Source organism: Pseudocnuella soli, assembly GCF_004347775.1.
Taxonomy (GTDB): domain Bacteria; phylum Bacteroidota; class Bacteroidia; order Chitinophagales; family Chitinophagaceae; genus Flavisolibacter; species Flavisolibacter aquaticus.
In genome coordinates this window covers 3,615,902-3,636,226 of the sequence record NZ_CP037755.1, presented here as the reverse complement: position 1 = coordinate 3,636,226, position 20,325 = coordinate 3,615,902, and the positions used below count along the sequence as shown (strand labels likewise).

Genomic DNA, 20,325 nt, shown 5'->3' with positions numbered 1-20,325 from the left:
TAAAAACAGGAACGTTATGATACTTCGCAAACCTTTACTGCTGCTCGCTGCTTTAGCTGTTGCCACTTTTTCTTTTGCGCAAAGCCAAACCGAACTGCTCGATTCGCTTATGCGGCAATATGTGGCACATAAAAAGTTCAATGGTTCGGTGCTGGTGGCAAAGGGTGGAAAAGTATTGTTGGAAAAGGGCTATGGTTATAAAAATGTAGCCGCCAAAACGCCGGCCACCGCTGCCGACCTGTATCAATACGGATCGGTGACCAAGCAGTTTACCGCTGCCGTTATTTTGAAATTGCAGGAAGAAAAGAAGCTGAAACTTGGCGACAAACTATCTAAATACTTCCCGCAGTTTTCGTTTGCCGACAGCGTTACACTGCGTCATTTGCTGACGCATACATCGGGCATTTTCAATTATACCAACGATGCCCGGTTCATGAACACAGAAGCGGTGAAGCCTACCACGCAGGCCCGCATTTTTGAGTTGTTTGCCAACAAACCGCTGGCGTTTGCGCCGGGCTCCAAATACAGTTACTCCAACAGCAACTATATGCTGCTGGGTTATATCGCCGAAAAGGTAAGTGGCAAGCCCTACGAAACACTGGTGCGCCAGTATATTTTAAAACCTGCTGGCATGAACACCGCGGGGTTTGATTTTGCTGCATTAAAGTCCGCCAACAAATCCACAGGTTACAACATCATCAACGGGGCCCAGGCCATGACTGCAGGAATCGTTGATTCCTCTGCAAGCTATGCTGCCGGCGCCTTGTATGGCAGCGTGTACGACTTGTATGCATGGCACCGGGCTTTGCAAAAGGGCAAAGTGTTATCTGCCCAAAGCATGAAGCAAATGGAAACCGTTGCGCTAAATAATTATGCATTGGGCGTGGTTGTCGATACCGCTTATGGCAAAAGGGCGGTGGCGCATGGCGGGGGCATTTTTGGTTTCATCACCGCCTTTGTGCGCTACCCCGAAGAAGACCTGGCCATTGTGGTGCTGAGCAACAATGGCGCAGTGCCCGTCGATAATATTGCAAAAGACCTTGCCGGAATTGTCTTCGGGCAAAAGGTTGACTGGCCTGCCGCACGGACTGAAATAGCAGTACCAGTGGACATCATGAATACTTATGTAGGTGAATACGAAATAACGCCGGCGTTTAAAATGATGATCACTTTAGAAGGTAGTCAGCTGATGGCACAAGCCACTGGCCAGTCGAAGAACCCGCTGTTTGCGGAAAGCAATACGAAGTTTTTCCTGAAAGTGGTAGATGCGCAAATGCAGTTCAACAAGAATGCGCAGGGCGAAGTGGAAAGCCTGACGCTGTTCCAGGGCGGAAGGGAAATAGGTGGTAAGAAAATAAAATAATGAAAGCTGCCGGGCATTTTGTTTAACGGCCCTTTTATCATCCGATATCAATAATCAATGAGCACGAAAAATAAAAACTACGAACACGTTCAAACCGATCATGGCATCAACGGCCAGTATAAAACCTGGTTCCTTGATTACGCTTCGTACGTAATCCTGGAGCGGGCTGTGCCTGCCGTGGAAGATGGCCTGAAACCCGTGCAGCGCCGCATTCTGCACGCCATGAAAGAAATGGACGATGGCCGCTACAACAAAGTGGCCAACGTTATTGGACAAACGATGCAATACCACCCGCATGGAGATGCGTCGATTGGTGATGCGCTGGTGAACATGGGGCAAAAAGACCTGCTGATCGACACACAGGGCAACTGGGGCGACATCCGCACCGGCGATGATGCTGCTGCACCACGTTATATTGAAGGGCGCCTGAGTAAGTTTGGATTGGAGGTTTTATTTAACCCCAAAACCACTGCTTGGCAATTGAGTTATGATGGCCGTAAAAACGAACCCATCACGCTGCCGGTAAAATTTCCCCTGCTGCTGGCACACGGCGCTGAAGGCATTGCGGTTGGTTTGGCTACAAAAATTTTACCCCACAACTTTTGCGAGCTTTGCGAAGCAGCCATCAAGTATTTGAAAGGCCGCAAGTTTGAATTGTATCCCGATTTTCTGACCGGTGCCATGGTGGATGTGACCGATTACAACGACGGCCGCCGCGGTGGAAAAGTAAAAGTGCGGGCACACATCGAGGAGCTGGATAAAAAAACGCTGCTGGTCAAAAGCGTGCCTTATGGCGTCACCACGTCTTCCCTGATTGACTCGATCGTTAAAGCAAACGATGCGGGTAAGATCAAGATCAAAAAAGTGGTGGACAACACTGCAGCCGAAGTGGAACTGCAGGTGGACCTGGCACCGGGCATTTCGCCGGACATTACCATCGATGCGTTGTATAAATTCACCGATTGTGAAATTTCCATTTCGCCCAACACCTGTGTGATCATTGACCAGAAGCCGCACTTTGTTGGCGCTTCCGATCTGCTGCGTGTTTCGGCCGACAACACCAAGAACCTGCTGCAACGCGAACTGGAAATAAAGATGGGCGAACTGCAGGAAAAATGGCATTATACTTCGCTGGAGAAAATATTCTTCGAGCAGGGTATTTACAAGGAACTGGAAAAGAAACATGAGACCTGGGAAAAGGTGCTCGAAGCCATCGCAAAAGCATTTAAGCCCTTTGAAAAAAACCTGCGCCGCGCCATTACCCGGGAGGATATTTTAAAGCTTACCGAAAAGCCGGTGCGCCGCATTTATCGCCTTGACATTGCTGAGCTGGATGCGCAGATCAAAAACCTGGAAGGAGAGATCAGGCAGGTAAACTACGACCTCGAACACCTTAATGATTATACCATTGCCTGGTTTGAAAACCTGCTAAAAAAATACGGCAAAGGCAAGGAGCGCAAAAGCGAGATCAAGGTGTTTGAGGTGATCGAAGCCAAGCACGTAGCCATCGCCAATACACGCATCTACATCAACTGGCAGGAAGGATTCATCGGCACTTCGTTGAAGAAAGATGAATTCCTGGTGGAATGTTCCGACCTCGACGACATCATTGCATTTACCCGCCGCGGACAAATGAAAGTGGTGAAGGTGCAGGATAAAGTATTTATTGGTAAAGACATTTTGTATGCTGCCGTTTTCCGCAAAGGCGACGAACGCACTACCTACAACATGATCTACACCGATGGCGAAAGCGGCGTGACTTATGCCAAACGTTTTAACGTAACCGGCATTACCCGTGATAAGGAATACGACCTGACCAAAGGACATGAAAAAAGCAAGGTGCATTATTTTACGGCTAACCCTAATGGTGAGGCCGAAGTAGTGCGGGTAATTCTCAGTCCGAACTGTACGGCGAAGAAAAAAGAACTGGATTTTTATTTCGAAGAAATTGAGATCAAGAGCCGCGGCAGCATGGGCAACCAGGTAACCAAATACCCGGTGCGTTCGGTGAAATTCAAAGAAGCAGGCGTGGCTACGCTGGGCTCCATCAAGCTTTGGTTTGATGATAAATTCGGCCGCCTGAACCACGATGGCAAAGGCATTGAACTGGGCTCGTTTGATGCGGAAGATCGTGTGCTGATCATTTATACCGACGGCACCTACGAAATCACCGACCAGGAGTTGACACAACGCTTCAATCCCGAAGAAGTGATGCTGGTGGAAAAATACGAACCGCAACATGTGATCACGGCCATTTACCTGGATAACGATAAAGGGCAGTACAATGTGAAGCGTTTCCGTATTGAGACCAACCGCATCAAGGAACGATATATGTTCATCAAGGAAGGCAAGGGCAACCTGCTGGAAGCGGTGAGCACAGAGGACATGCCTACATTGATCGTGGAAACAGGCAAAGGTTCTGCAGCGCGGCGCACCAAGTTCAAGATCGCCGATATGGTGGATGTGATGGGTTGGAAGGCCATTGGCGCCAAACTCATCGACTTCAACAAAAACGTGATGATGGAGTGGGAGATGAGCGGCGACGCACAACAGAAAGCATTGTTTTAGCCCACATGGAAATTAATAGCAAAGCGCAGTGTCCACAGGTACTGCGCTTTTTGTTTTGCATAAATATTTTATATGGAAATGGCTGCTGCCGCAGGTTTGCAGTTATCAACCCCTTTGCATTTTGTTAGCCTATCTATGCCTATTTTAGACCCATGCAATTCATACGACAAACCAAAAGGCTGAAGCGGCGTGCAGCAAGTGCACCTGCTTTTTTATTATTCCTGTCTGTAACTGTTGGCCATGTAGCGCCGGCACAAAACAGGGATTCGATTTTTGTGCAGCAAGTGGTAAAAGAAGCCACCACAAATTCGCAACTTCAAACATTAGGACACCAACTGGTAGATGTGATCGGTCCGCGGCTGGTGGGCACGCCACAAATGGACCAGGCACACGACTGGGCGGTGAAAACCTACGCCGGCTGGGGCATTGCGGCCCGCAACGAAAAATGGGGCGAATGGCGCGGCTGGGAGCGGGGTGCAACGCATGTGGATATGGTGTATCCCCGCGTAAAATCGTTGGAAGGCATGCAACTGGCATGGAGCCCTTCTACCAAAGGAAAAACAGTAACTGCCGAAACAATCATACTGGCTGATGTGGCCGATTCCGTTGCATTCAAAGCATGGCTGCCTTCGGTAAAAGGCAAGTTCGTAATGATCTCGATGGCGCAGCCCACCGGCCGCCCCGATTATAACTGGCAGGAGTTTGCTACCAAGGAATCGTTTGAGCGGATGAAAAAGGACCGCGATGCGCAAACACTTGCATGGCGCAATCGGCTGGCAAAAACCGGCTTGAGTGCACGTGACTTGGCGCTGGCATTGGAAAATGCAGGTGCTGCCGGTGTGATACAATCCCTGTGGAGCAACGGTTTTGGTGTCAATAAAATTTTTGGCGCCAACACCAAAAAAGTGCCCACTATCGACCTGTCGCTGGAAGATTACGGCATGTTGTTCCGTTTAACAGAGTCGGGGCAAAAGCCACGCATTGCTGTTCGTGCCGATTCGAAAGAACGTGGCCTGGTGCCCACCTTCAATACGATGGCCGAAATTAAGGGCACCGAAAAACCCGATGAGTACGTGATGCTGTCGGCCCACTTTGATAGCTGGGACGGATCGGGTGGTGCTACCGATAATGCCACCGGTACGTTGGTGATGATGGAAGCCATGCGCCTCCTGAAAAAGTTTTACCCCAATCCAAAACGCACCATCCTTGTAGGCCATTGGGGCAGCGAGGAGCAGGGCCTGAACGGATCAAGGGCGTTTGTTGAAGACCACCCGGAAATTGTACAAAACCTGCAGGCCTTGTTCAACCAGGACAACGGCACCGGCCGCGTGGTAAACCTTTCTGGCCAGGGCTTTTTACACAGCTACGATTACCTCAATCGCTGGCTTTCGAAAGTGCCTGACTCCATTCGCACCCATATTCAAACCAGCTTTCCAGGCTCACCCAGTGGTGGCGGCTCCGACTTTGCTTCGTTTGTAGCCGTTGGCGCACCGGGCTTTTCATTGAGTTCGCTCAACTGGTCGTACGGCAGCTATACCTGGCACACCAACCGCGACTCATACGACAAGATTGTGTGGGATGATGTGCGGAACAATGCGATTCTTACCGCCATCATGGTGTATATGGCCAGCGAAGACCCGCAGAAAACACAACGCGACAAAATTGTGCTGCCTGTAAACCCCAATACCGGCCAGCAAATGCAATGGCCTGCACAGCGCAAGGCTACACGTAAAGGTGGTGTGGACTAGTTGAATGATGCATGCACATTTTGCTATAAAGAAAAAGCCCGCTCTAAAAAAAGCGGGCTTTTTGTTTATACTTTTTATCAAATCGATTACTTGTTACTTTTTAAATCCTTTGCTCACCACTAACTCTTTGCTTCCCGGTGTGTAGGTATAAAAACCTTCGCCTGTTTTTGCGCCCAGTTTTTTTGCCATCACCATATTCACCAACAGCGGGCAGGGCGCATATTTAGGATTGCCGAAACCATCGTGCAACACCTGCAAAATAGAGAGGCAAACATCAAGACCAATGAAGTCGGCAAGCTGCAGCGGCCCCATCGGGTGGGCCATCCCCAATTTCATTACGGTATCAATTTCCTCAACGCCTGCTACACCTTCAAACAGCGTGTAAATGGCTTCGTTGATCATGGGCATCAAAATACGGTTGGCCACAAAACCGGGATAGTCGTTCACTACACAAGGCACTTTACCCAGTTGCTTGCTGAGCTCCACGATGGTATCGGTCACCTCTTTGCTCGTAGCATAACCGTTGATGATTTCCACCAGTTTCATCACCGGCACCGGGTTCATGAAGTGCATACCAACGACGGCTTCGGGCCGGTTGGTAACAGCGGCAATTTTAGTTATGGAAATGGAAGAAGTATTGGAGGCGAGGATGCAACCCTGCGGTGCATGTTCATCGAGTTGCTGAAATATTTTGAGTTTGAGTTCGGTGTTTTCAGTGGCCGCTTCCACCACCAGGTCTGCATCGTGCACACCGGCTGCCAGCGAGGCATGTGTGGTGATGTGCCTCAATGCGGTTTCTTTTGCAGCAGCATCCAACGTACCTTTCGCGACCTGCCGGTCCAGGTTTTTGGAAATGGTTTGCACTGCTTTTTGCAGTTGTTGTTCCGAAACATCGATGAGGGAAACCGGGAAGCCAGCTTGAGCAAACACATGTGCAATGCCGTTACCCATGGTTCCGGCACCAATGACAGCAATCTTTTTCATATGGGCGAAGATAAGGAGGGAGGGGATAGGTGGCAGTTGGGAGTTGACAGTTGAGCGTTAGGCGTCAAGTAGGTGTAAGGTGCAGCCGTTATTGAAGTCATTGCGAGGCGCAGAAGGTGCCTGTTTGTTGAATAAATAATGGCGCCGAAGCAATCTCCTGATCTGGCGTTTTGTTTTGTCGCAGGAGATTGCTTCGTCGCAATAAATGCATTTCAGTGCAAAGCTACCGCTGCGCCTCGCAATGACGGGAGGTGTTTATCTATTCAGAATTTCATTTAGTAAATAGGTAAATACTACCTGTATCAAAATATCAAGTTCAAACTCGTAACTAACAATTCATAACTCATAATTCCGCCCCCTACCTTCCCACCACATCCCACAAAAACCGCAACAGCGTACCTACAACCACCAACAGGAAAAAGATGCGAATAAAACTATTGCCGCGGGCAATGGCCAGGCGGGCACCCACAAATCCGCCCAATGCGTTGCAACAAGCCATGGGCAGGGCAATGGCCCAAATGATTTTTCCTTTTAGCAAAAACAAAATAATGGAACCCAGGTTGGTGCTCAGGTTTACCAGCTTGGCATGTGCGGACGCTTTTAGGAAATTGAAATGAAGCAAGCCGACAAAGGACAGCACCAAAAATGATCCGGTACCCGGGCCGATAAAACCATCGTAAAACCCGATCAGGATGGCTGCAATGGCCGCTAACGCCAACTCAGTTGATGCGGTTAGTGTGTGCTCACTGTGTTGCCCAAACGATTTTTTGGTGTAGGTATAAACCGCCACCACCGACAATACCACCAGCAACACCGGTTTCATAAAATCGTTGGGTACCAGCGTTAGCAAATAAGAGCCGGCAAAAGAAGCGACAAACGCCAGGGAACAAATAAGGAGCACTAATTCGTGGCGTACGGCCACCTTGCGCAGGTATTGAACGGTGGCAATGGCCGTACCGCTGAATGCCGGAATTTTCAGTGAGCCAATGACATTTACAACGGGTAAATTCGGCAGAATGACCAGCGCCGCCGGCGTTTGTATCAACCCGCCACCGCCCACAATGGCGTCAACAAAACCGGCAAAAAAAGCTGCCGCACATAGCAGCAGCAACTGAACAAGGGAAGTATCCATCGGGAGGGCAAAGGTAACCGGTGATTTATATGATTTGAAAGGATTTGAAGGAGTTTTAGAATGGAAAACTCATCCAATTTGTAGCTGGTAAAAAGCAGGTTTCGATAGAAGCTTTCCTGCAAATCCTTTCAAATCATAGACATCACTGGTCAAAAAAAAGTGCGTCAGCTACTGACGCACCAAATTCGTTCAAGCATTTGCCCCTGGTTTAACGGTTTCTGTCCTGGCCGCGTTCAGTTGAGCGGTTGCGGCCGCCGCCATGCGAGTTTTGGCCACCTTTACGGCCTGCTTCGCGGGCTTCTTCCGAGCTCCATTCGTGTGCTACACCCTGGCGGTGTGCTGCGCGGCCACCGGCCGATGCAATTTCACGTTGACGCTGGGGATCCATCGATGCAAAACCGCGGCGTGATGTTCTGCTTTGCTGGCCACTGTTTTCTGCAGCAGCATTTTGCTTGCTACCCTGATTTCGGTTTTCTGCCATGATCAGTAGGTTTTATGGTTAAAGAATGACTAGAGCCCCAAAGCCAAATAAGTGCCAAGACTTCCTCGATGTACATCAGGGTAGCGGATGAGGAAAAATTGGTATAAGTGGCCGTTTTTGGTGCTTTCCTGAAACACAGCAATGAACGCACCAAAGTTGAGCTTTGAACAAAAAAAGGTATAAATAATTGTAATGTGAGTAAACCTTTAGCGGTTCAAACCCAAATATTTGGTGCCCGGCGGTAAAATGAGGTGCTGAGCTGTAACAGCCATACTGCAGTTGCAAACAATTGTATCTGCATTTGTTGGGACAGCTAAACAATACATGGCCACCGGGGCGGCCCATTTTTTTACACCTTAAAAGGCTGTTTGGGCGCCTCGTCTCCGGCAGGTTGATCGACGCCGGCCTTCTGCGTCCAGTCCAGTTCAGTACGGTTCCGCGGCAGGCAGTGCGGGTATTCGCGGTTGATAAATGCCACCAGTCCTTCCCGCACAAAACAACGCAACTCAAACGCAGCCCCGGAATTATGAGCACTCACCAGCGACCGTATTTCAATCACGCTATCGGTAGTGTTGGTTAACTGCATGGCTTTTACCCGCCCGTCCCAAAGCGGGTGGTCTTTTACCAGCCGGTCCAGTTCCAGTCGCAACTGGTCCACCGGCAGGTTATAGTCGGCGTAAACAAACACCGTCCCGATGATGTTGGAGCCCGTTCGGGTCCAGTTTTGAAACGGCTTTTCAATAAAATAGGTAATGGGCAAGATCAGCCTGCGTTCATCCCAGATCATCACCACCACGTAGGTTAAGGTTATTTCCTCCACGCGGCCCCATTCGCCTTCCACCACCACCACATCGTCGATGCGGATGGGTTGGGTAAATGCAATTTGAAAACCGGCCAACAGGTTGGCCAGCGACCGCTGTGCGGCAAAGCCCACCACGATGCCACCAATACCCACACCGGTGAGCAGGCCCGCGCCAATGCGCCGCATGGCGCTGAACGATAGCAACACGGCCGCAATAGTGAGCAGGATTATAAGGCCGGTAAGCACTTGCCGCAGGTACACCAGTTGTGTCCGGATCTTTCGTTCCCGAAGATTATCGGCTTTGGCGTAATCAAAACGGTGCAACACATAATCCTGCACCACCTTAATGCTGCGGATGAGGAGCCACGAAAAAGTAATGATCAGGCCAATTTCAACAGCCTTGCTCAGCCGGTGCATCACCATGGGTGGCAGTTGCATCAGCGGTACCAATATGTTTAATATAAACAGTGGGATAAAATAAGACAGGGGCCCGCCCAAGTGTGTGATGATGGATTGCACCAACGAAAAAGATTTGCCTTCTTCAGAATTGCGCCGGATAAAGGCCGACAGCACCGTTTTGATGATGAAGCCCAAAATAATGGCTACGGCAATCAGGATAATGTTCCAGTACGATTTGGGAAGTTGCCACTGCCGCAGCAGGTCGCTGATGTATTCTTGCATGGTGGGTGTTGGGTAAACAAAAGGACGCCGCGGTGAAACCGGCCCAGCGCCTATATAATATCGGGTCAAAAATAACCGGCAAAAATGAAAACGGCATCGTGGAGATGTCGGTTCGACATTTAAGGTGGTCATTTAATGCCCTCAGCGGTGTTTTTCTACGCCAACCTGCATGCAATATTCCAGTACGGGGCAGGTGCTGCATTTGGGCAATTTGCCCGTGCAAATGTGTTTGCCAAACGGCATCAGCAACCGGTTGATGGCTACCCATTCCGATTGGGGCAGCCGCTCCTCCAGCGCCTTCATGGTTTTTTCGGGTGTGGGTGCCTGCACATATCCCCAACGGTTGGTGACGCGGTGTACATGAATATCCACGCCAATGGCCATTTGGCCCGACGCGATGCCCAATGCCAGGTGGGCGCATTTGGGCCCAACGCCTTTCAGGCTAATCAACTGCTCCGCATCGGCGGGCAGCTCGCCGCCCCAATCATCCACCGCTTTTTGGGCGATGCCCATAATGGTACCCGCCTTTTGCCCCGGAAAGGTGCTGCCATACAACAAGGCCTCGAGTTGTTGTGGGGAAAGCGACGACACTTGTTGCGGCGTGCGGGCCGCGCCAAACAGCCGCAGCGAAACGGGGATGGTGGTTTCATCGAGGGTGCGGATGGAAATAACGCAGGCTACCAGTTGTTCAAAAAGAGTGGTGTATCCCCGTTCGTACAAATCGAACAGCGCAGCTTTTGGAAAGGGCGCTATGGCTGCTTCAATGCGGCGGAACATTTCCGGGATATCAAACGGCGTTTTCATCCACTCACTTTGCCGCAAGGCTTCAACAATAATACCATGCGTGGAGGGCATAAAAGCCGGGCTGTTGTGTTTTACCGGAATATTTTGTATTTCGCATTGCGCAAGAAGGTTGCACGAAGCAATGTTGTTGCGCGGCCATTTCTCATTCAATACTCGTCTCACCCTTTTTTTAAAGCACGAAAAACCACGTGTGGCGAAGGACGTACCAATAAAAAAGCAGCCAACGGGCTGCTTTTTTAGTTTGCTGTTGCGGCTGTTTTTGCCGCACAAAATCTTTAGATCGAAGGCTGTTCGCCGGGCCGCTCTTCTTCATTGGAAAGATCGGCATCTACCTTTTTGCCTTTGAAGGCCTCCTGTGAAAACTGCACATCATCCGTCGTAGGTTCTTCGCCCGGTGCTTTATCTACACCTTGCTGGCCGCTGCCCCGCCCGGCATGTTCGTTTTCGTGGCCTCGGTCCTTATGTTGGTGTTCTTTGTTTTGTTCGGTATTCATGATGTTTTTTAAAAACACCCTAACAATATTGTGCCACCTGGTGCGGCTTAAAAAAGGCAGCGATTTTGCGTCGCGGTTGGTGAACCATTTCTGGTCAAACTGCATTATATTAACAGGGCAGAAGGTTAACAGTTTGTTGTGCGCTGAACCAGAAGTTTTAGAAATCCGGTGCAATGAAGCCTTCGTAAATTCGTTTCTATTACACTTTCGGAAAAAAGATAATAACAACATCAACAACACATGAGTTTGAACAACAACCGCTGGGTGTGGGTTTCCCTGTTAGGCCTGTTTCTGGTTACTGCCTGTAAAAAAGAAAAGGCTGAAGAAGACACCACCACACCGCCGCCTACCACACCTCCGCCGCCACCGGCTGTTACGCTGGCCGACCGGCAAAAGGACACGGCATTTTTGTATGCCCGTGAAATTTACCTCTGGAACGAGCAGCTGCCCTCCAGCTTTAATCCCCGCACTTATGCCGACCTCAACGAGGTGATGACTCAGATCCGCCAGTTTAGCAAGGAGCCCGGGTTCAACCAAGCGGTTGACCGCTGGAGCTTTGCGGTAAAACAGGAGGAGTGGGACAATATTTCGTCGGGCATCGCCGGCGATTTTGGCCTCACCATTTTCTTTAAAGAAGATGGCGATTTGCGGGTTCGTTCGGTAGAGCCGGCATCGCCTGCAGGCAAGGCGGGCATCCGTCGCGGCTGGCGCATCACGGGGCTCAACGGCAGCACCAATATGAAAGTGGCCAACGCCAACGCCATTGTAAATGCTGTTTACCAAAGCACTAATACTGCATTCACCTTTAGCAAGCCCGATGGCAGCGAGGCCAACATTAACCTCAGCGTAGCCGAATACCAGGAGCGCCCCGTTTACCTTGATTCGGTGTACACCGTTGGCGGTAAAAAAATCGGGTACATGGTGTTTAATTCTTTCCTCGGCAACCAGGAGCAGATTTTCACCGATTTCCAGCGGGTGTTTAGCCGCTTTACTGCCGCACAGGTAAATGATGTGGTGCTCGACTTGCGCTACAACGGTGGAGGTTATGTGTCCTATCAAAACAAATTGGCCGGTTACCTGTTGCCGCCGTCGGCAAACGGTAGCGTGCTGATGAAGCAGGAATACAATAAGCTGTACAGCAAAGAATTTAACGACACCACTTATGTGAAAAAAGAAGGCTCGCTGAACCTGCCGCGTCTGTTTGTGATTGTGAGCAACAACACGGCGTCTGCATCGGAGCTGCTCATCAACAACCTGAAGCCTTATATGGATGTAAAACTGGTGGGCTTTTCTGATGCTACTTATGGCAAGCCGGTTGGTTACTTCCCAATCGGCATCGGCGATTGGTACATTCTGCCGGTATCATCGCGCAGCACCAATAAACTGGGCAGCGGCAATTACTTCAATGGTTTTGCGGTGGATTCGAAAGTAGCCGATGGCCTGGATAAAGACTGGGGCGATCTAGACGAATCGTGCCTGAAACAGGCGGTGCGCTACATCACTACCGGTTCGTTCAACGGCAGGATGGATGGCCGTGGCAAAGATCAGTACGTGGCGCCTTCACCGCAATTGAAAGCAGCCAACACCTTCATTGCCAAAGACGACTTCCGGGGCATGATCGATCCGCGGAAAGGCGATATGCACCTGCTGTTGGATAAATAAAAGTTTTTTGTTTTAATAAAATGCCCGGGCTCAACACCCGGGCATTTTATATTGCGCCAAACTTTTTGTTCAAGCACTTTTTTTGGTAAACGAACGGCTAACTATTTTATCATTCCGTTGATTGCGTTGATCACACCGGGTTCGTCGGCTTTGGTTGCTTCGAGGTGTTTGCCGCTGTACACCAGCCACGATTTTTTGCCCGGCGCATTTTGATACACCATTTCGGCGTGGGAAAAAGGCACATCCTTGTCTTCCTTGCTGTGGATGAACAGCACCGGCACGGCGCCAATATGTTTGATGTCTTCTTTTGCACTGTAAGGCGAGGGCAGGCCCTTGCGGATCATTTCACGCTGCGCTTCCGGCGAATGATCGGCGGCTATATCCGAAAAAGAAGCGATGGTACCATCAAGCACCAGCGCCGATACTTTTGCTTCATTGTTGCGGGCCAGGTTTGCGGCCACCTGCGTACCCATCGATGCGCCGTAGATCACCAGTTTAGTGGCTTTCACATCGGGCCTTGCCAACAGGTAATTGAACAACAGCTGCCCGTCGGAGGCAATATTGCGGTGGGTAGGCTTTCCTGTTGATTTGCCATATCCCCTGAAGTCGGCCATGAACACTTGGTAACCCGCAGCCACCAATGGTTTCGTCATAAACAGGTAGGAGGAAACATTGCCGCCGGCGCCGTGAAAGAACAACACCGTTGCTTTGGGCTTGCCTGCGGGTTTTATAAAAATGCCGGTGATCTGTGCCGAATCAACAGGCAGCACAACGTCTTCATGCGGCACCGAGTCGAGGGCTGGTTTGATGTCTTTGGAAGGAAAATAAAAACGCTCATCCATCTGCGCTGTGGCTGCTGTGCACAGCAATAGCAGTAGGGGCAGGATTGTGTATTTGCTCATGTTTGGTTTTTGAGGCCGTGAATATAGGCACGAAGTGATTTAAAATATAATTTGTTGCAGCCCCGGTTTCCTTTTAAATTTTTAATGAAACAGGCACACAAAAATGCCGGTGCAATTAGCTGCACCGGCATTTTTGTAACTCCAAAACTGTTGCTTATTCGGTATCCCGCCCGCTGCTTTGCTGGCCGTTATCGTCGGCCATGCGTGGCGGAGTGGGCTCGTTGATATCATCGTTCGAAACCCGAACGCTGTCGTTTGCACCCGGCTGCACACTACGGTCATGGGCATCTTCTTCAGGGCTTTGCAGCGTGCTGTTATCGGTCACATACAGCGGGGTGCCCTGCGCCTCCCGATTAGGATTCAGGTCGTCGCCACGTACACTGTCGGGTCCGTCGGTGCGGTCGTACTGCCTGATCTCACCGGGTTGTCCCAGGTCATCATTTTGGGGATAGTTTTTATCCATGGTTCTTTGTTTAGCTACAACATATCAGATTGTATGCCACGCACCTGTATCACTATGGAAACGTCTTGTGCAATAAGAAATATCTAAGTATTATCTATGCTGCTGGTATGTAAGTGCAGGCGCCGTCTGTGTAAGCAGTTCTGCTTTTTGGTCCATTGGCGGTTGTGCCATTGCTGCAAGCGCTTCGGTAAGCTGCCTGGCTTTGCGGATGCCTGCAACTACGGATGTAACTGCGCTATGATGCAGGACCCAATTTATTGCAATGCCCGATTGTGTTTGGCCATCAAGGCTGTTTTGCGCCACTGCATTTGCTACCTGTTTTACTGTTTCCTCAGTGTGTTCGAGGTATGGCTTTGCCGGCTTGCCCGCCAGTAAGCCCTGAGCCAGCGCCCCACGCACCAACACCCCAATGCCATGTTCCTGGAGCAGTGGAAAAATCGTTTCTTCTGGCCGTCGGTCCAGCAAGCTGTATTGCGACATGACACTAGTGATGCCGCCTTTTTCTACCCAATACCGCACCACGTTGGGTCGGATCGACGATATGCCCCAATAGCGGATTTTGCCCTGTTGCTGCAGTATCTGCAATGCTTCATAAGTTTCATCCAGCGGATCGTTGGTGGTGCCGCCGTGGATCTGGTATAGGTCGATATAATCTGTTTGCAAGCGCCGCAGGCTTTCATTTGCTGCCGACAAAATGTATGCTTTCGTTGGGTTCCAGTCCCAGCCCGACCCATCCGGCCGCCATTGGTTGCCACCTTTTGTGGCAATGATCACATCCTGGCGTTTGTGTTTAAATGCTTCACCAATCAGTTGTTCGTTTGCGCCTTTATCGTAGAGGTCGGCAGTGTCGAAAAAATTAATGCCGCCCTCCAGCGCAGCATGCAACAGTTTGGTGTTTTCCGGGGCACCATTTTGCAACGACATACAGCCAAAACTTACCGGGCTGATATACAGGTCGGAGTTGCCTAGTTTGCGTTTTTCCAGCATAAGTAAAATATAAATGGTCGAAAGGCAAAAAGGGTGCCCGCCAAGCGGAGCACCCTTTCCATTACAAAATTGTTCAAAAGGTCGTTTAACCTTTTTCATTCAATTCCACTGCCCAAGCATCGCGGTCGTCCGGTGCAAATTTCCACGGCGCAAAATTGTTCTCTACGTTGCTGTACATGCCGTTCCATTCGGCGGGCTGGTTGCTTTCTTCCAGTGCCAGGTAACGTTTCAACTGGTTGATGATGCTCAGTGGATTGATCAGTACCGGGCATGCCTGAACGCAGGCCTGGCAAGAGGTACATGCCCAGAGTTCTTCGGTAGTGATGTAATCGTGCAGCAAACTTTTACCATCTTCGGCAACCACGCCATTCGTCGTTTTGGCGCCTACTTCTTCCATGCGGTCGCGGGTGTCCATCATGATTTTGCGTGGACTCAATTTTTTACCTGTTTGGCTGGCAGGGCATGCCTGCGTGCAGCGGCCGCATTCCGTGCAGGTGTAGGCATCGAGCAGGTTTTTCCAACTCAGGTCGGTAATGTCGCGGGCTCCAAATTTCTTGGGTGCTTCGGCCGCTTCTGCCGGCACTTTATCGGGCTCCATGGCGTACAATACTTCCCGCTGAATTTCGGGCATGTTGGTCATTTCGGCCTGCGGCGCGAGCCGCGCATAATAGGTGTTGGGAAAAGCCAGAACAATGTGCAGGTGCTTGGAGTACGGGATATAATTTAGGAACACAAATATGCCCGCAATATGCAGCCACCAGGCAATGCGCTCAATGGCTACCAGCGTTGCGGCAGGCAGGTTTTGCAAAAGGGATGCAATGCCACCAGAGATCCAGAAATTGGTGGATAATTCGGCGTAGTGTCCATGGCCTTGCAGCTGCAAGGCGCGGTCCGAAGCATTCATCAGCAGGAAAAGCGACATCAATACAATCTCAAAAAACAAGATGTAGTTCGCGTCACTGCGTGGCCATCCGGCCAGCTCGGGCATGTTTAGCCTGCGTACATTGAGCACATTGCGCCGCACCAAAAAAATAACACAGGAAACAATCACCAACGCGGCCAGTATTTCAAAGAAATTGATGACAAACGTATAAAAGCCACCCAGTGGCTGTGCAAACAACCGGTGGGTACCCAGTACGCCATCGAGGAATATTTCGAGTACCTCAATGTTGATGATGATAAACGAGGCGTACAAAATGAAATGAAGCACGGCCACCAGTGGTTTATCAAACATGCGTTTTTGCCCAAATGCCATCAGCAGCACATTACACCAGCGGTCGGGGTGGGGTTGTGTGTCTTCATCGCGGCCCAAAGCAATATTGCGCCGGATGGCTGCGGCTTTTTTTACAAATAAAAAAATAGCAATGCCCGCCAGCAGCAAGAATAAAATTTGTTGTACAACCTCCATGTTCCGTAATTAGATTTGCTAAAATAAACAATTAACGGTTTGGCTTTCCCTCTTGTGCATTGGTGCAACAGGAGGTGCAGGTCAAAGTTTTCCGCGTACAAATTATTTTTTATGACGACCACACAGCGCAGCGCCATTCTTTCCCAATCTGATATCAAACGCCGGATGCGCCGCATGGCCCTGGAAGTGGCGGAACGCAATACCGAAGAAAAAAGCCTGGTGGTGGCTGGTGTGGAGGGCAACGGCATGGTGGTAGCCCGCAAACTGATTGACGAACTGGCGCAGGTATTGAACATCGATATTCAAGTGGCTACGATCCGGCTCGATAAAAAGAACCCGGTTGCAGCCACCATTGACGGCGATGTGGAAATTACCGGTAAAAATATTTTGGTGGTAGACGATGTGGCCGATACCGGCCGTACGCTGCTGTTTGCGCTGAAACCTTTTTTGGACCGGATGCCTAAGACCATTCAAACGCTGGTGTTAGTGGAGCGCAGCCACAAACTGTTTCCTGTTACATCTGATTTTGTGGGATTGTCGCTATCCACCACGCTGCAAGATCATATTCAAGTGGATACGGAAGGCGATGAAATAACCGGTGCGTTTTTGGAATGATGGAAAAGGTAGCTGGCTACTTTTTGTCAATCGTTTTTTATTGCTGTTTTTGTTTTGCTTTTTTGTTCCTTCAGAAAAATAAAATGGTAGAAGTAAAATAAATTTCAGCCCGGTTGCTGCGCCGTTTCCTGATGCTGTTTTTTCAAAAAAAATGTGGTGAATAAGCGTGGATCATTTTTCAATAAAAATTTGATCGTTGTGCTCTGTATAAAAACTGACCCGATACCAGCTTTTTACTTTTGAATTTTGCCTTTTGACTTAAATAAGCTTCTTTATTCAATTAGCCCCTAATACGCGATCCATCTCGCTTTAACCTTTCCACCTGTCCATTCCAAACCCGGCGCCGGAAATTTTAAGCAATTAAGTGCGGTGAGCAATGTTCTCATACCCTTCCTGTTGGTTTTGATCCGCGTAAAATCAATATCCGGCGCCAGGTACCATTGCCGTTGGCGCCTGATGTCGGCCCGGTTAAATACCACGTTTCCTTGTGCATCGACCGCTTTATTTTCAAACCCGCCCCAAAGTCCCGTTGCGCCATAGCCAACTGCAATATTGAGCCAGGAGGGAAGTGCTGTGCTTTTTGTGATAGCACTTAGGTTGGCACTTAACCAATAGGTTTGGGTGTTGTAATCTTTCAGCAGCCGCTCCGGCACCGAAGGGCCAAATAAGTTGTCGGCACGGGCCTGCAGCATGCCGGTATAACGGCGTGGCGCAGCCGAAAATTTCACCTGCATTTTTTGCTCCTGCCAAGCCATTTGTTGCGCAGCAAACAGGAGTGTGCCTGCAGCATTAGCGCCTACATCGGCCCAGCTCCATCCCCATTTTTGGGATCGTGCATCGAGGTATTCAATGATGGTCATGTAACCAAGACTGGAAGCGCTGCCGAGCAGCACTGCTTTTTTATTGGGAACACCAGCCCATTGCCACAACCCGCTGGTGCCGCGGGCCACCTGGTAGGCCGTCCAAACGTGGCCGGCTTTGTCCATTTGCAACCATTCGCGGCTATCGTCAAATGTTTGAAAAGAAGTTCGGGGATATTGTTTATACCAGGCTTCATTGAGCACAATAAGGGAACCGATGGCAAAGCCAGCGGATGCGGCACCAACCCAAAGCTGGCGGCTTTTGGGAATACCAATCGGGCATTTCATTGAAGAGCTAAAAGCAATTGTACTATGCGGTGCTGCATTCGGCAGCAGTGTATCCTGCGCCCATACTTGCAGCCACGCCAAACAAAGCAGTAAACAACGCAATTTTTTCACGGGCCCAAAAGTAAGCAGGAAGCAGCAAGTGCAATGACGGGATCACCAAGCCACCCCGGCATGTGTTTGGTAGCAGCCGTGGCGCAATTGATATATTGGGTCAATAATCCGGCGCCAAATGGGCAAATCCGGAGGTTCCTTTGTACAATTGCATAAATTTTTTCAACACAAAACTATTCAAGCAATGGATGCTGCCATTCAACAACGCGTAGATACCTGGCTCAACGGCAATTACGATGCGGAAGTAAAAAGTGGAATAGCAAAGCTGCAGGCCGAACAGCCCGAAGAACTGGCCGATGCATTTTACCGCAACCTTGAATTTGGCACCGGTGGCCTGCGTGGCCTCATGGGCATTGGCACCAACCGGATGAATAAATATACCGTAGGCATGGCCACACAAGGCTTTGCCAATTACCTGCGCCAAAACTTTGAAGGCGAAATAAAAGTGGCCATTGCACACGACAGCCGCAACAATGCCCGCTTTTTTGCCGAAACCACCGCCAATGTTTTCGCGGCCAATGGCATTAAAGTGTTTTTGTTTGAGGGCATGCGCCCCACGCCGGAACTTTCGTTTGCCATCCGCCAACTGGGTTGCCAGGGAGGCGTAGTGTGCACCGCATCGCACAACCCTAAAGAGTATAATGGCTACAAAGCTTATTGGAACGATGGCGGCCAGTTGGTGCCGCCGCACGATAAAGCGGTGATTGCCGAAGTGGAAAAAATTGGCAGCGTGGATGAAGTGAAGTGGAGCGGCGGCGAAGCCAACATCACCATCATTGGCGCTGAAATGGATGAAGCCTACATCAAAATGGTGCAGGGCCTCAGCGTGAACCCCGAAGTGATCAAAGAGCAGCGCGATCTTAAAATCGTTTATACGCCCATACATGGTACGGGCATTACGCTGGTGCCGCGGGTGCTGGCTGCATATGGCTTCGACAACGTAACCGTTGTTGCAGAACAAAGCGAACCAAATGGCAATTTTCCCACCGTGGTTTACCCCAACCCCGAGGAAAGCGAAGCGATGAGCATTGGCCTGAAAAAAGCCGAAGCCATTGATGCTGATATTTTGTTAGGCACCGATCCCGACAGCGACCGCGTGGGTATTGGTGTAAAAGACAATGCAGGCAAATGGGTGCTGCTCAACGGCAACCAAACCGCGGTGCTGGCATTTAATTACCTCATCGAAAGCCGCAAGGAAAAAGGCCTGGCGCAGCCCAACGACATGGTGGTGAAAACAATTGTTACCACCAACATGATCGATGTGTTTGCAGCCCAAAATGGCGTGCAGTGCTACAATGTGCTCACCGGTTTTAAATGGATTGCCGAACTGATTAAAGAAAAAGAAGCCACCGAAAATTATATCATCGGTGGCGAAGAAAGCTACGGCCTGATGATCGGTTCGCAGTTGCGTGATAAGGATGCGATTTCGGCAGTGGCTATTTTATGCGAAATGGCTGCTTACGAAAAATCGAAAGGCCGCAGCTTGTATCAAAAACTGCAGGAGCTGTATGTGCAATATGGCTTTTACCTCGAGCACCTTATCTCCATTACCAAAAAAGGCCGCGACGGGCAGCAGCAGATTGCCGAAATGATGGAGCGTTTCCGCAATAACCCGCCCAAAACTTTGGCCGGCAGCCCTGTGGCCACGCTGCTCGATTATGAAAAGCGGGTACGCACCGATTTGCAAAGCGGCAGCCAGTCGCCTATTGAATTGCCCAAGAGCAATGTGCTGCAATTTGAAACCGCCGACGGTACCAAGGTGAGTGCTCGTCCGTCGGGAACAGAGCCCAAGATCAAATTTTATTTTAGTGTAAATGCTCCGCTGGCTTCAGTTGCAGATTACGAAAAAGTAGAAGGGGAGCTGCGCCAAAAGATCCAAACCATTATTGCCGACTTAAGTTTATAACTGGTATAAAAACAGAAACCCAATAATCAATAATTAGTAATGAATAATTGTTGATTATTGGGTTTT

At 49.9% G+C, this 20,325-nt stretch carries 17 protein-coding genes; 6 read left to right on the top strand and 11 right to left on the bottom strand.

Annotated elements, in window-relative coordinates; translation table 11 throughout:
• Positions 1-16: 16 nt before the first annotated feature.
• The 3 genes from EPD17_RS14950 to EPD17_RS14940 all read left to right on the top strand — a co-directional run bounded on the left by EPD17_RS14950 (position 17) and on the right by EPD17_RS14940 (position 5,679).
• A complete protein-coding gene (locus tag EPD17_RS14950) occupies positions 17-1,363 on the top strand; it encodes a serine hydrolase (protein WP_132055425.1) in 1,347 nt (448 codons plus the stop codon).
• Positions 1,364-1,420: 57 nt separating this feature from the next.
• Positions 1,421-3,931, top strand: coding sequence for a DNA gyrase/topoisomerase IV subunit A (locus EPD17_RS14945; RefSeq protein WP_132055424.1), 2,511 nt, complete (start codon positions 1,421-1,423; stop codon positions 3,929-3,931).
• A gap of 152 nt (positions 3,932-4,083) precedes the next feature.
• Positions 4,084-5,679: a M20/M25/M40 family metallo-hydrolase gene (locus tag EPD17_RS14940; RefSeq protein WP_132055423.1), complete on the top strand. Its 1,596-nt coding sequence runs from the start codon at positions 4,084-4,086 to the stop codon at positions 5,677-5,679.
• 93 nt (positions 5,680-5,772) lie between these two features.
• Here EPD17_RS14940 and EPD17_RS14935 read toward each other — a convergent pair whose 3' ends face one another.
• The 6 genes from EPD17_RS14935 to EPD17_RS14910 form a co-directional block, all read right to left on the bottom strand.
• Positions 5,773-6,663, bottom strand: a complete 891-nt coding sequence (locus EPD17_RS14935; RefSeq protein ID WP_132055422.1) for a 3-hydroxyacyl-CoA dehydrogenase family protein — start codon at positions 6,661-6,663, stop codon at positions 5,773-5,775.
• 358 nt (positions 6,664-7,021) lie between these two features.
• Entirely contained in the window at positions 7,022-7,795 is a 774-nt protein-coding gene (locus tag EPD17_RS14930) for a sulfite exporter TauE/SafE family protein (protein WP_132055421.1), read from the bottom strand.
• Between the two features lie 208 nt (positions 7,796-8,003).
• Positions 8,004-8,276, bottom strand: coding sequence for a KGG domain-containing protein (locus EPD17_RS14925; protein WP_114233546.1), 273 nt, complete (start codon positions 8,274-8,276; stop codon positions 8,004-8,006).
• A 349-nt stretch (positions 8,277-8,625) separates the two neighbouring features.
• A complete protein-coding gene (locus EPD17_RS14920) occupies positions 8,626-9,759 on the bottom strand; it encodes a mechanosensitive ion channel family protein (RefSeq protein ID WP_132055420.1) in 1,134 nt (377 codons plus the stop codon).
• Between the two features lie 141 nt (positions 9,760-9,900).
• Positions 9,901-10,725 carry an endonuclease III domain-containing protein gene (locus EPD17_RS14915; protein ID WP_204743174.1) on the bottom strand — a complete coding sequence of 275 codons (825 nt, stop codon included), beginning with the start codon at positions 10,723-10,725 and terminating at the stop codon, positions 9,901-9,903.
• A 113-nt stretch (positions 10,726-10,838) separates the two neighbouring features.
• A complete protein-coding gene (locus tag EPD17_RS14910) occupies positions 10,839-11,162 on the bottom strand; it encodes a hypothetical protein (protein WP_132055419.1) in 324 nt (107 codons plus the stop codon).
• A gap of 135 nt (positions 11,163-11,297) precedes the next feature.
• On the opposite strand from EPD17_RS14910, the gene EPD17_RS14905 reads away from it, so the two are divergent.
• Positions 11,298-12,719, top strand: coding sequence for a S41 family peptidase (locus tag EPD17_RS14905; protein WP_132055418.1), 1,422 nt, complete (start codon positions 11,298-11,300; stop codon positions 12,717-12,719).
• A 101-nt stretch (positions 12,720-12,820) separates the two neighbouring features.
• Here EPD17_RS14905 and EPD17_RS14900 read toward each other — a convergent pair whose 3' ends face one another.
• The 4 genes from EPD17_RS14900 to EPD17_RS14885 all read right to left on the bottom strand — a co-directional run bounded on the left by EPD17_RS14900 (position 12,821) and on the right by EPD17_RS14885 (position 16,479).
• Complete coding sequence (locus EPD17_RS14900; protein ID WP_132055417.1) at positions 12,821-13,621, bottom strand: alpha/beta hydrolase; 801 nt, start codon at positions 13,619-13,621, stop codon at positions 12,821-12,823.
• 154 nt (positions 13,622-13,775) lie between these two features.
• Complete coding sequence (locus tag EPD17_RS14895) at positions 13,776-14,084, bottom strand: hypothetical protein (RefSeq protein WP_132055416.1); 309 nt, start codon at positions 14,082-14,084, stop codon at positions 13,776-13,778.
• 90 nt (positions 14,085-14,174) lie between these two features.
• Positions 14,175-15,071 carry an aldo/keto reductase gene (locus EPD17_RS14890; protein WP_240040636.1) on the bottom strand — a complete coding sequence of 299 codons (897 nt, stop codon included), beginning with the start codon at positions 15,069-15,071 and terminating at the stop codon, positions 14,175-14,177.
• An 85-nt stretch (positions 15,072-15,156) separates the two neighbouring features.
• Positions 15,157-16,479, bottom strand: coding sequence for a (Fe-S)-binding protein (locus tag EPD17_RS14885; protein WP_132055415.1), 1,323 nt, complete (start codon positions 16,477-16,479; stop codon positions 15,157-15,159).
• 111 nt (positions 16,480-16,590) lie between these two features.
• Here EPD17_RS14885 and EPD17_RS14880 point away from each other — a divergent pair, with 111 nt between their 5' ends.
• Positions 16,591-17,094 (top strand): phosphoribosyltransferase family protein, encoded by a 504-nt coding sequence (locus tag EPD17_RS14880; protein WP_132055414.1) that lies wholly within the window; start codon positions 16,591-16,593, stop codon positions 17,092-17,094.
• Between the two features lie 287 nt (positions 17,095-17,381).
• Here EPD17_RS14880 and EPD17_RS14875 read toward each other — a convergent pair whose 3' ends face one another.
• The gene (locus EPD17_RS14875) at positions 17,382-18,242 is read right to left on the bottom strand and encodes a DUF2279 domain-containing protein (RefSeq protein WP_132055413.1); all 861 of its coding nucleotides are present in this window, start codon (positions 18,240-18,242) and stop codon (positions 17,382-17,384) included.
• Positions 18,243-18,537: 295 nt separating this feature from the next.
• Here EPD17_RS14875 and EPD17_RS14870 point away from each other — a divergent pair, with 295 nt between their 5' ends.
• On the top strand, positions 18,538-20,259 hold the full coding sequence (locus EPD17_RS14870) for a phospho-sugar mutase (RefSeq protein ID WP_132055412.1): 1,722 nt from the start codon (positions 18,538-18,540) through the stop codon (positions 20,257-20,259).
• Positions 20,260-20,325: the final 66 nt, after the last annotated feature.